Origin of the sequence: Chryseobacterium sp. G0201 (assembly GCF_003815655.1) — a bacterium.
In the GTDB taxonomy this organism is placed as follows: domain Bacteria; phylum Bacteroidota; class Bacteroidia; order Flavobacteriales; family Weeksellaceae; genus Chryseobacterium.
Genome location: NZ_CP033917.1, coordinates 152932 through 165262, shown reverse-complemented (window position 1 = coordinate 165262; position 12331 = coordinate 152932). Strand labels below are relative to the sequence as shown.

The following is a 12331-nucleotide window of genomic DNA, read 5'->3' as shown; positions in this document are numbered from 1 at the left end:
TTAAAAATGAAAATACATCATATCGCAATCATCTGTTCAGATTACGAAGTTTCCAAAAAATTCTACACAGAAGTGATGGGATTAAATATCATTCGTGAAGTATATCGCGAAGAAAGACAATCTTATAAATTAGATTTGGCTATCGGAGAGCATTATGTCATCGAATTGTTTTCATTTCCCAACCCGCCAGAAAGACCGTCTCGACCGGAATCATGTGGTTTAAGACATTTAGCTTTTTCGGTAGAAAATGTCAATGAAAAACGACAGGAATTAATTAATAAAGGTTTAAACTGTGAAGACATAAGAATAGATGAATTCACCGGAAAAGAGTTTTTCTTTACCCAAGATCCTGATAAATTACCATTAGAGTTTTATGAAATATAAAAATTAATGAGCGTACCCCGTAAAGAAACTTATCGCCATAATTGCTAAAACAATCGAAGAAATGACTACATAAACGTAGTCTTTTTCTTTAAGATAACCTATCAAAGCAAAAACGATTCTCATTAAAGGAGTGATAATTAGTACAAGAATTCCTAGTTGGATAATGGCCATTCCTTCTCCTGCACACAGAGAATGCCAGAACTGTCCCCAGACCTTTTCAGATGAAGATCCGATATCTAAGCTGGTGTATTTTTTAGGCATTTCAAAGCCTTCGAAAAAAAGTTTAATAAAACCAATTAACGATGTGGCTACCGATAAAAGAACCCCCAGCCTCAAAAGATTTCCAACGGAACGGTTTAAATCTACATCTGTGAAATTCTTTCTCATTATCTGAAACTTTTATTGATACCGTTATACATCATGTAAATCGACAAAATAGTGATCACAATGGCGAAGAACGTTTTCAGTTTTTTTGTCTTAGAAACCATTAACGTTTTTGAACCGATGAAACTTCCAACTACAACACCAACCAAAACGGGAGCTGCAATAACAGGAATAATTTCACCTCTCTGGAAGTAGATCATGGCACTCGCAACTGCGGTTACACCGATCATAAAATTACTGGTTGTAGTAGAAACCTTAAATGGTAGTCTCATCATATTATCCATTGCCAAAACCTTCAATGCTCCGGAACCGATTCCCAATAATCCGGACATTGCTCCTGCAAACATCATCATTAAAAATCCTGGTACTGTATTTCTTGCAGAATAACTTTTCAAAATGCCTTTGTCAGGAAATGTTCCGTATAATTTCAGTTTTTCTTCTAAACTTCCTTTTATTACAGGTTCCTGATGATCGGGCTTTCCTTTAAGATTTAAAATAACAGTCAGAATAAGGATACTTGCGAAAATGATCCCAAGCGTATTCGGATTCAACATCCCTGAAACCAAAGCTCCAATAATTGCTCCTGCAGTTGTTCCAATCTCTAAAAACATACCGATTCTCATATTGGTAAAGCCTTCTTTAACGAAAGCAACGGCTGCTCCCGAAGAAGTTCCTATCACAGAAATTAATGAAGCGCCGATAGCATAATGCATAGGAACGCCGAAACCCAGCGTCAATAAAGGGATGATGATAACTCCTCCTCCTAAACCAGTAAGCGAACCCAAAAGCCCTGCCGAGATGGCTCCAAGAAAGAGAATAATGATTTCTGACATGCTACAAATATAAAACTATTGGCGTTGTCTGACAAACTTTTAAAAAAGATTATTTTAATGTAATTTTGCAAAAACGTAGAGAGAAATGAATTTATTTTATGTGATTCTGGGAGCAACTCCCAAAGGTAGAAATATTGAGCAGCATGACGTATTTTTCGGAATAGCAGAAAATCTAAAAGATCTCGTTCCGGATATGAAGGACTTTTGGAAGGAAGCAGACGGTAAAATTCACCTTGACTGTCATCAAAAAGTACAGTTTGCAGACGGATATGAAGTGAAAATTGTTGAAAAAACCGATGCTATTTCAGAAGAGCAATTATATTTCCTGAATTTAGGTGGATATAAAAGAGGTCATTTTGAGGAATTTCACGAACAACATTTAATGGTAGGGAAATCAATGGGGGAGATCATCAAAAGAGCAAAAAACACAGAGTTTTATAAAACGATGGGTTTTGAAGGCGCGGTAAGTCATGTCGATGATAAGCATGGAGTAGATATTGACGATATTTTTAATGTAAATGATATTCTCCCGGAAAAAATGAAAGAAAAATATTCGATTGTTTTAACTAAATCTGATGTCGAGAATCAGGAAAATGAAATCGGATTGGGATATCTGAAAATCGATAAAGTTTAAAAATAAAATTAGCTTTAAATTAAATCTAATAGAAAAAAATAAAAAGAAAGAATGAAAATAGGAATTTTAGGTGGTGGACAATTAGGAAGAATGTTGATTCAGGAAGCATTGAAATATGATGATCAGTTTTATACGCTGGATCCCGCTTCTGATGCTCCTTGTCACAATATCTCATACTTTACGCAGGGAAATTTCAATGACTTTGAAACGGTTTTGAATTTCGGTAAAGACAAAGATGTTGTAACGATCGAAATCGAGCACGTAAATGCTGACGCTTTAGCCGAGCTTGAAAACCAAGGAATAAAAGTAGTTCCGAATTCTAAAATTATTAAAACTATTCAACAAAAGATTCTTCAAAAGGAATTTTATCAAGCTCATAACATCCCAAGCCCTGAATTTGAAATAATGGATGGAAGTTCTGATGAGATCAAAATATCTTTTCCTTTCGTACAGAAGCTTAATACGGGTGGTTATGATGGAAAAGGTGTACAGATCATCCGTACTGCTGAAGATTTGAGAAATTTATGGACGCAGGATTCTGTCCTTGAAAAACTGGTTGATATCGATAAAGAACTTTCTGTGATTGTTGCCAGAAATGAAAACGGAGAAACAAAGACTTTTCCTGTAACAGAAATGGTTGCAGATCCGAAATTGAATTTATTAGATTTCAACATCTGTCCGGTTTTCTTAAGTGAGGATATTCAAAAGCAAATTGATTCTATTACAGAGAAATTTTTAGAGGTTGTCAATTCTCCAGGACTTTTCGCGATCGAATTATTTTTAGATCAGGAAGGAAAAATTTGGGTGAATGAAACGGCTCCGAGATTGCATAATTCAGGACACCAAAGTCAGGAGGGAAATGCGAATTCACAGTTCGAGCAAATGTATCGCGTGGTAAAAAACTTACCTTTAGCAGATACCGATTCTCTAACATACAGCGGAATGTTGAACTTGGTTGGAGCAGAAGGATTTTCCGGAAAAGTAATTTACGAAGGGATGGATGATGTCTTGAAAATGCCAAAAACCTACGTTCACCTTTACGGAAAAACCGAAACCAAACCCGGAAGAAAAATGGGACACATCAATGTATTGGCAGACTCGAAAGAAGAGCTGATGGAGAAGTTGGTGAAAGTGAAAGAAATGGTGAGAGTGATTGCTTAAATAGCTTAACTATAAATGAAAAGACTGCCGAAAAGCAGTCTTTTTTTATTCATGAATTTTAGGATAATCTATCGTCCATTTTCTTTCTTGGGAATTCCACATCAGGTATGGTCCGTCAAATTCATCCAAATATATGAGTTCGTAGGAACCTTTATTATCTGTTGCATAATTCGGTTTTATTCCCGAATTTTCTTTTTTGAAGCCTAGTTTTTCAAGTGTTTTCCAGTCTTGATTTTCAGGAAGTTTTTTGTTATTGGTTTTATAAGCTTCTATATTTTCTACCAATTGATTTCCAAATTTCACATCAGATTTTCGGGTAATTTCAATAGGTAAATTCCAATAAACCGTAAATGAAATTACGATTACGAGAATTATTGAAACAATAATTATTATGGCTTTTTTCATTTAATTTTATGGGTTTTTAGTCTTTTCCAATACATCTTTTTTGTAGTTGTATTTCATATATTCACCTAATGCGGGTGAATAAACTGAAAACTCATTTAACGTAGTTAATGGTGCATAAAGTTTAAAAGTACAAATGTCAGTAGCAGAAATGAACGGATTGGTTCTTAAGTGACTATGAGTTGTCATAGTCATAGTACCTCCGCCAGGCATTGCAGCCATTGTTGGAATGAGCCTGGAATGGAATCTCTTACTTGAATAAATATTACCTTCTTTATCAGAATAGAATAAGTAATCATTGCCGAATGGGATGATACCAGATTGAGATGTTCCAGGAATCAGATAGGTTTTATAGCCTTCATTGAAAGGAATGGTAATCATATTCAGTGTAAAGCCTTCTGGCGCTCCTACCTCATATTTAGGGTCAGAGAGTTGAGAAATAACTTTTACACGAACATTCCTAAGACTAGTTTCTACATCATTTAATTTTCTTTGTTCAAAATTTTCTTTAACTGCCTTTTTTAAATTATTTTTAAAAGAATATTCAGCAACTACAAGATTCTGATCTTTATTTAAGAAAACGGTTTTAATAGTGTCATTACTTTTGTAGGTAAGATAATTTCCCGCAATATCACGAACTTTTTTATTTTCATGTATTAAATCAGAGGAATTCCAAGAAGCGCTTTCAAGAGAATATAATAAATTCCCTTCAGCTTTGATAGAATCCAGTTTTTGTTGGAAATCTTTATCGGAATAAACCTTTTCCTGAGCAAAAATGATTACTGACGTAAAAATTAATAATAAACTGATTGTTTGTTTCATAGATTATTAGTTCTAATATATTTGTATTCAAATTACTTAAAAATCTTCTTAATCACATTCCCAATTTCCACAAAATCCCCATGATTTCCGACAGAGCGAATTTCAGGATTATTCTTATCAAATTCTGAGAACGGGAAAATCAAAAGATAATTGTTATTATTTAAATATTTATTCAGAAGCTCAGGGATCAGTCTCATTCGCGGAATATAAGACTTCATTCCTCTTCTTGCCATAAAAACGATAAGCGCTTCATCTTCTTTTAATTGCGCAGCGGTTTTTTCTCCGTCACGCCAACTGTTCATGATGATAAATTCGGCTTCTATATTGGCTTTTTTAATGATCTTTTGTAAAATCTCCAAAATATTCTCGGGAGTGTAGAAAACTACTGTCGCACCGGAGTTTCTGGCAATATTCCAGACTCTGAGAAGTGCATGGAAAAATCCTGCTTCTTTATGAGCATTTTCGGGAATCATTACCGCATATTTTTTAATGGTTGAAAGAGGTTGTGCAGCATGATAGACCAAAACATTCACATCATCATTCTGAAGATAACCGTTGTAAAGATTGTAAACAAAAGAAGGGGAGAAACCTTTTTCATCCTTAAGTCCGATAATAAGATCGGTGATTTTTTGTTCTTTGATAACGTTGTTGACGCCATTGATGACATCATTGTCGTAGCGTTTTAAAGACTGTAATTTCACATCAGCGGCAGCGGCAGCATCGACTGCCTGATGCAATAGTTTTTCTGCATTTTTTACGGAAGATTCATTTTTATCTTCATTAATGACATTCAGCGCAAACAGATCTTCGGTATTGGAATGAGCTTTTACTAAAATTCCGAGGTTGACCATTCTTTCCACGGTTTCTTCATGGTTAATGGCCAAAAGGATGTTTTCTTCTTCATGATTAGTTCCCGAAACGGTGTCCTCATTGTCACTTTCTGCAATTTTTTGTGCACTCGCCATCGAAATAAATGATGATATCGTGCATGAAATCAGGATCAGCAAAATACTTCCATTCAAAACATGTTCATTTAATAATCTTATTGGTTCTCCGGTTTCAGTTTCAGAAATAATAATGTTGTATCCAACCATTACAGAAGCTAACGTTGCAGCAGCAGAAGCCGAACTTAACCCAAAGATAAGTTTTCCTTCATCTTTTGAAAGACGAAATGTTTTTTGAGTGGCAACAGCCGCCAGATATTTTCCTCCGATCGATGCGATAAGCATGATTCCGGCTACTTCAAGGGTTTCTAAACTTTCAAAGAATACTTTAAAATCAATCAACATTCCTACACTGATCAAAAAGAAAGGAATGAAGATCGCGTTCCCGACAAACTCAACCCTGTTCATCAATGAAGAGGTATGCGGAATTAGTCTGTTTAAGGCCAAGCCTGCAAAAAATGCTCCGATAATGGCTTCTACACCTGCTAATTCTGCTAACATCGCCGCCAGATAAATCATCACCAACACAAAAATATATTGTGAGATCTTATCATCCACTTTTTTAAAGAACCAACGCCCAATTATAGGGAATATGAAGAGTACAATTAAGGCAAAAATAATAAAGGAAACTGATAGTTTTACCCAAAATGCAGTTCCGACATCTCCTTGCGACATTCCCACGACGACAGCAAGAACCAAAAGCGCTAAAACGTCTGTGATCATTGTTCCGCCAACGGTAATATTCACGGCCATATTTTTTGCAATTCCCAATTTGCTGACCAATGGATAGGCTATCAAAGTATGTGAAGAAAACAAACTCGCGAAAAGTACAGAAGTAAGAATATTAAAGTGCAAAAGGTAATACGCTCCGATAAAACCTAAAATAAAAGGCACAGTAAAAGTATAGATTCCGAAAGTGAGACTTTTCCATTTGTTTTTCTTAAAATCTCCCATATCAATTTCAAGTCCGGCAAGGAACATGATGTAAAGAAGTCCGGTAGTCCCGGTTACCACAATACTGCTGTCTCTTGAAAGGACGTTAAAACCGTTTGGTCCGATCACAGCACCTGCAATAATTAATCCCAATAAGTGTGGAACTTTAATTTTATTCAGCAAAAGTGGAGCTGCAAGAATAATGATAAGAACCAATAGGAACTTTAATACCGGATCTTCTATGGGAAGACTCAGGTTATGTATGCTTAGTAAGATCATAGATGTTTATTTTGTGGAGCGTACTAATTCTACAGAGAATTTTGCAAGACAGTTATTATCTACAGTGACTGTTCTGGTACCTCTGATTTTGTTGTCGGAAATATCATTCAGCAAAACATTCATTTCTACTTTCTTTTTGGCGGTAGAATCTGTTTTAAAATTAAGCTTGATCTCGTTATGGTCGAATTTACCGGCGTACAGTCTTACGAGATTATTATTGTTAATGATTTTGCCAACCAATTGGGTAGAATCACTGTCAAATTCCCAGGTATCTATGCGTTGATCTCCCACCACATAATCACTACAGTTGGATTCTGTACAAATTACTTTTCCTGTCCAGTCTCCGGAAATTTCTGCAGGCCACATAACGATTGTAACAGAATCTTTTTTGGAAAAAATACTGTCTCTCATTTTCAATAATGCCTGATATTCGGATTCTTTTTGAGCAAAGAGTTTTTCTTTTTGAAGTAATTGCTGTTCTCTGGAAATAAGACTGTTCTCCTTTTCTTTATCATTACAGCTAATAAAAAAGAAAGGAATAGCCAGAAGTATAAATAATGTGTTTTTTAGCATAAGATAGACATTGGTCTAAACAATATAAGTAAAAAAACGGAAATAATGAAATAAAACGCCTGAAAGCAGGAGATTTTAGTTAATAAAAATCACGCAACTTTTTGTTTTCTAAACATCTCCGGTTTATAATTAATAATAAAAACACCAAGAATAATGAGAATAGCAGCCATGATAAATTTAATGGTAATATTTTCATCCATGATCAGCCAGCCTAGAAATATGGCAATGATGGTGTTGATATAAGCCAATATTGAAACCTGAACCGGTGATATTTTGGTTAAAGCATAATGAAAGGCAAAAAATGCCGCCACAGAACCGAAAACAGAAAGATATATCATTGCAGAAATACTTTTTAAAGTCCAGTTTTCAAAATTATAATGGTTGGAAAAAATAAAAGCAAAGATGATCTGAATAACTCCTGCAAACAGAAACTGATAAAATAGATTCAGGGTAATATTCCCGCTCTGAATATTTAATTTTTTAGTAAAAATGGTTCCCGAAGCCCATCCTGCAATAGCGCAGAAAAGGAAAATAATTCCCATTCTGTAGTCAGGATTAGCAAGATCTTGGATTCCGTCCCAGAAAATGAACAATATTCCGCTGAAACACATCAGAACACCAATTAAAGCTCTAAAGCTAAATTTCTGTAAACCAATCGCCACACTTCCCAGAAAAACGAGAATAGGAGAGGACGCACTTATAAGAGAAGCCAGACTGCTTGATACAGTTTCTTCCGCAACGGTGGTCATTCCGTTGGCAACGACCAACATTAATGAAGAGAAAATGATTTGATAGCCTAAGTTTTTCCAGCCGATCCATTTAAATTCTTTTCTTGAAAGAAGAACGATCAGCATAATAACTGATGCTAAAAACTGACGGATCCCAGCTACAAACCATGCCGGAATAGTTTCTACCGCAACGCGAATCGCCAAAAAAGTGGTACCCCAAACAAGAGCTACGGTAATGACGGCAAAAATAAGTTTGTAATCTTTCAAAATAGAATAAAGTGGTTCACAAATATATCTTTTTTGAAATGAACACAATGGGTACAGTTTGATGAATTTGGATGGGAACAGAAGGGAGTGAATAGTCAGTAGTGAATTCATTTCATTGTCAATTTTCGACTTGGAAGTTTAATGATTGTCAATTCACTTGCGAAGCAAAATTCACTATTCATCATTAACAATTCACTATTTTACAATTTTAAAATTCTTTATCTTTGAAGATCTAATAAAATTGAAGATGGTAGGAATTATTATGGGAAGTCAGAGCGACTTGCCGATCATGGAACAGGCTGCGAATTTTTTAAAAACATTGGACATTCCTTATGAATTGACGGTAGTTTCGGCTCACAGAACGCCGGAGAGAATGTTTGATTACGCTAAAACAGCTCAGGAAAGAGGTTTGAAAGTAATTGTTGCCGGAGCTGGAGGTGCCGCACACCTTCCGGGAATGGTGGCAAGTTGTACGACCTTACCTGTAATTGGAGTTCCGATCTTGTCTAGTAATTCTATTGACGGTTGGGATTCTATATTGTCTATCCTTCAAATGCCGGGCGGAATTCCTGTGGCAACCGTAGCTTTGAATGGCGCTTTAAATGCCGGAATTTTAGCCGCAAAAATTATTGGAACGGGTAATGCTGAAGTGGCTGAAAAACTTCAGAAATATCAGGAAGCTTTAAAAGATAAAGTATTGGGAACTGTTGACGACATCAAAGCTCAACATCCGAATCAGTATGATAAATAAGGTGAATGGTGATTGGTGAATTTACATTACAATTTAAAATTGACCGCAAAGCTAATTGACCATTTACAATTCACAAAAAAAATCCGTCTCACTTTTTGGTTGTGAGACGGATTTTTTTTATTATTCCTGAAGCATATTGTCTCGAGTATTTTTCTGAACCGCGATGGCTCCGAAAAGTGCCAGTAAAAATGCAAAACCATAAAAACCTTTTTCACTAGGAAGGATGGTGGCATTCCATAATCCGATGGCTAATAAAATGATAGAAGATAAGGTTGCAAACCAACAGATACCGTAATAAATATCTGTCACTTTGATGTTCTCTAATCTGTCACGAACTGCTTTCTGCAAAGAAACAACCGCAAATAAACCGTAGAGTAGGACGGTGAAATAATATCCTTTTTCGTTCAGTAGCATTTCTGCTCTTACAAGACCTACGATAAATCCGATCATTCCTGCTCCCAATGCAACCCAAGATGCTGCTATAAATGCATTTGATACATTTTGTTTTTTCATACTTACTGTTTTTGTTAAACGCCAAATATATCGATTTTTTATATAACCTGACATCGGGAAAATACGGTAATAAATAAGTCTTTTTTTTTGCATAAAAACGTTGAAAAGAATGACAAAAATTCCCTGTGGCTGAGGTTCCCGAAGTCACCATTCCTAAAATTCTAGCCCGGATAGCAGCGGTTACCCCACAGCAAGGACTGGGAGAGTTTTAGGGTTTAGGTGTTGGAGTGCGTAGGCGCGAGGAGTATGAGCGAATAGCCGGATTAAGCTCCTAAAAAAGTGAATGGTGACTGGTCAATTTGCTTTGCTTGTCAATTTTTTTAATTAAAATATATGACAACAAAAAAACTCTCCAAAAATTGGAGAGTTTCTATATTTTGAGATCCTTCGGCAAGCGCAGGATAACATTTCTTAGTATCTGTAATACTCAGGTTTGAATGGTCCTTTTACGTCAACACCGATGTATTCAGCTTGTTCAGTAGAAAGTACTTCCAACTCAACGCTTAATTTCTTAAGGTGAAGAGCAGCTACTTTTTCATCTAAGTGCTTAGGAAGCATGTAAACTTCGTTTCCATAAGCAGCAGAGTTTGTCCATAATTCGATCTGAGCCAAAGTTTGGTTAGAGAAAGAGTTAGACATTACGAAACTTGGGTGTCCTGTTGCACAACCTAAGTTTACCAATCTTCCTTCTGCAAGGATGATAACTTCCTTACCTTCAATTGTATAGATGTCTACTTGTGGCTTAACTTCAGATTTTGTAGAACCATAGTTTTCGTTTAACCAAGCCATATCGATTTCGTTATCGAAGTGACCGATGTTACAAACAACAGCTTTATCTTTCATTTTAAGGAAATGCTCACCTCTTACGATGTTGAAGTTACCAGTAGTTGTGATGATGATATCTGCGTTATCAACCACAGTATCCAATCTTTTAACTTCGAAACCGTCCATTGCAGCTTGTAAAGCACAAATTGGGTCAATTTCAGTAACAGTAACGATAGAACCAGCTCCTCTGAAAGATGCAGCAGTACCTTTACCTACGTCTCCGTATCCGCAAACTACCACTCTTTTTCCAGCCAACATAAGGTCTGTAGCTCTTCTTACAGCATCTACTGCAGATTCTTTACATCCGTATTTGTTGTCGAATTTAGATTTAGTAACTGAATCGTTTACGTTGATTGCAGGCATTACTAAAGTTCCGTTTTTCATTCTTTCGTACAATCTGTGTACTCCTGTAGTAGTTTCTTCAGAAAGTCCTTTGATATCTTTTGTGAATTCTGGGTATTTATCAAAAACCATGTTTGTTAAATCTCCACCATCATCAAGAATCATGTTCAATGGTTTTCTGTCTTCACCAAAGAATAAAGTCTGCTCGATACACCAGTCAAATTCTTCCTCGTTAAGACCTTTCCAAGCGTAAACAGGGATTCCTGCAGCAGCAATTGCAGCAGCAGCGTGATCTTGTGTAGAGAAAATATTACAAGAAGACCAAGTAACTTCAGCTCCTAAAGCTACCAAAGTTTCGATAAGAACAGCTGTCTGGATCGTCATGTGAAGACATCCTGCGATTCTTGCTCCTTTAAGGGGTTGAGATGGTCCGTACTCTTCACGGATAGACATCAAACCTGGCATTTCTGCCTCTGCAAGGGTAATTTCTTTTCTTCCCCATTCTGCTAGGGAAATGTCCTTAACTTTGTAAGGAACGTATTGTGTTGTTGTACTCATATGTTATGAATAATTTTTAATTCGAATTATAATAAGATGCAAAATTACAATTAATAATTAAGATACAAAAACAGCAGATTCAGTTGATTGATATGAAATTTTACATAAATTAAATTTATTTAGTCTAAATAAACTATTTTTGCAGAGATAAATTTTTATACTATGAATCATACAAATACACAGGACGAAGCTCAAAAACAAGCAAAACCTCTTACTCCAAAAGTAAAAGAACTGATTGCAAATACAAAAAGTGTAATTTTAGCTACTGTTGATGCAGAAGGAACGCCTAATTCAAGCTATGCACCATTTGTACAGCAAGACAATACGTTTTATATTTTGGTTTCTTTCATGGCAAAACATACGAAGAATCTTTCGGAAGAAAGAAAAACTTCTGTAATGTTCATTGAAGACGAATCTGCTACAAAACAGATCTATGCTCGTGAGCGTTTAACAATTGAGGCTACAACTTCTCAAATTGAAAGAGATTCTGATACTTGGAATTCTGTTGTTTGTCAACTAAAAGAAACTCACGGAAAAGTAGTTGACGTTATTGCTGAGATGAAAGATTTCATCCTTATCGCTTTACATCCGGTAAAAGGTTCTTATGTGAACGGATTTGGGAGTGCTTATTTTGTAGATGAAAATTTAGAAATTATGGAGCACAGAAATGATGTGAATCACCAATCAAAATAGTTTTAAGAGGGAAGTTGGAGGATGGAAGTGGGAGGTTTTTACTACTAACTGCTCTATTTTTTAGCTTTTATATAATATTTAATTCACTTGAATCTGAGGATTTGAGTGAATTTTTTGTTTCAATTTTATTTCATTCTAAATTTTAAGATCAGTTTGTTATGCTGAAAGCTTCTAAGCAATGCATAAACGTACAACGTAAAGATGCCTCCAGCATGACAAACTATATGTTTACCGATTAGTAGTAAAAACTTTCCTCTTCAAACTCCTAGCTTCCAGCCCAATTTTTTTCACTAATTTTACTAAAT

14 protein-coding genes are annotated in these 12331 nt (G+C 35.6%); 5 read left to right on the top strand and 9 right to left on the bottom strand.

Going from position 1 to position 12331, the window contains the following annotated elements; translation table 11 throughout:
* Positions 1-6: 6 nt before the first annotated feature.
* Complete coding sequence (locus tag EG348_RS00650; RefSeq protein WP_123979730.1) at positions 7-384, top strand: VOC family protein; 378 nt, start codon at positions 7-9, stop codon at positions 382-384.
* A gap of 3 nt (positions 385-387) precedes the next feature.
* Here the strand turns inward: EG348_RS00650 and EG348_RS00645 are convergent, their stop codons facing one another.
* Together EG348_RS00645 and EG348_RS00640 are read right to left on the bottom strand one after the other, a co-directional pair.
* Entirely contained in the window at positions 388-771 is a 384-nt protein-coding gene (locus EG348_RS00645) for a DUF1634 domain-containing protein (RefSeq protein ID WP_123979728.1), read from the bottom strand.
* Entirely contained in the window at positions 771-1601 is an 831-nt protein-coding gene (locus EG348_RS00640) for a sulfite exporter TauE/SafE family protein (RefSeq protein WP_123979726.1), read from the bottom strand. Before EG348_RS00640 ends, EG348_RS00645 begins: the two co-directional genes overlap by 1 nt.
* Positions 1602-1686: 85 nt before the next feature.
* Between EG348_RS00640 and EG348_RS00635 the strand changes: the two genes are divergently transcribed.
* Both EG348_RS00635 and EG348_RS00630 read left to right on the top strand, forming a co-directional pair.
* Positions 1687-2235 carry a DUF1543 domain-containing protein gene (locus EG348_RS00635; protein WP_123979724.1) on the top strand — a complete coding sequence of 183 codons (549 nt, stop codon included), beginning with the start codon at positions 1687-1689 and terminating at the stop codon, positions 2233-2235.
* Between the two features lie 51 nt (positions 2236-2286).
* Entirely contained in the window at positions 2287-3396 is a 1110-nt protein-coding gene (locus tag EG348_RS00630; protein ID WP_123979722.1) for a 5-(carboxyamino)imidazole ribonucleotide synthase, read from the top strand.
* Between the two features lie 45 nt (positions 3397-3441).
* Here the strand turns inward: EG348_RS00630 and EG348_RS00625 are convergent, their stop codons facing one another.
* From EG348_RS00625 to EG348_RS00605, 5 genes are all read right to left on the bottom strand, one after another.
* A complete protein-coding gene (locus EG348_RS00625) occupies positions 3442-3801 on the bottom strand; it encodes a hypothetical protein (protein WP_123979720.1) in 360 nt (119 codons plus the stop codon).
* A gap of 6 nt (positions 3802-3807) precedes the next feature.
* On the bottom strand, positions 3808-4620 hold the full coding sequence (locus tag EG348_RS00620; protein ID WP_123979718.1) for a hypothetical protein: 813 nt from the start codon (positions 4618-4620) through the stop codon (positions 3808-3810).
* Between the two features lie 32 nt (positions 4621-4652).
* Complete coding sequence (locus EG348_RS00615; RefSeq protein WP_123979716.1) at positions 4653-6776, bottom strand: cation:proton antiporter; 2124 nt, start codon at positions 6774-6776, stop codon at positions 4653-4655.
* Between the two features lie 6 nt (positions 6777-6782).
* On the bottom strand, positions 6783-7349 hold the full coding sequence (locus tag EG348_RS00610) for a hypothetical protein (RefSeq protein ID WP_123979714.1): 567 nt from the start codon (positions 7347-7349) through the stop codon (positions 6783-6785).
* Between the two features lie 89 nt (positions 7350-7438).
* A complete protein-coding gene (locus EG348_RS00605; protein ID WP_123984988.1) occupies positions 7439-8344 on the bottom strand; it encodes a DMT family transporter in 906 nt (301 codons plus the stop codon).
* Positions 8345-8591: 247 nt separating this feature from the next.
* On the opposite strand from EG348_RS00605, the gene purE reads away from it, so the two are divergent.
* The gene (gene purE, locus EG348_RS00600) at positions 8592-9095 is read left to right on the top strand and encodes a 5-(carboxyamino)imidazole ribonucleotide mutase (protein WP_123979712.1); all 504 of its coding nucleotides are present in this window, start codon (positions 8592-8594) and stop codon (positions 9093-9095) included.
* 120 nt (positions 9096-9215) lie between these two features.
* Here the strand turns inward: purE and yiaA are convergent, their stop codons facing one another.
* Positions 9216-9608, bottom strand: coding sequence for an inner membrane protein YiaA (yiaA, locus tag EG348_RS00595; protein WP_123979710.1), 393 nt, complete (start codon positions 9606-9608; stop codon positions 9216-9218).
* A 411-nt stretch (positions 9609-10019) separates the two neighbouring features.
* Positions 10020-11333 carry an adenosylhomocysteinase gene (gene ahcY / locus EG348_RS00590; RefSeq protein ID WP_123979708.1) on the bottom strand — a complete coding sequence of 438 codons (1314 nt, stop codon included), beginning with the start codon at positions 11331-11333 and terminating at the stop codon, positions 10020-10022.
* 162 nt (positions 11334-11495) lie between these two features.
* Between ahcY and EG348_RS00585 the strand changes: the two genes are divergently transcribed.
* Positions 11496-12026, top strand: coding sequence for a HugZ family protein (locus tag EG348_RS00585; protein WP_123979706.1), 531 nt, complete (start codon positions 11496-11498; stop codon positions 12024-12026).
* The last annotated feature ends 305 nt before the right edge of the window (positions 12027-12331 follow it).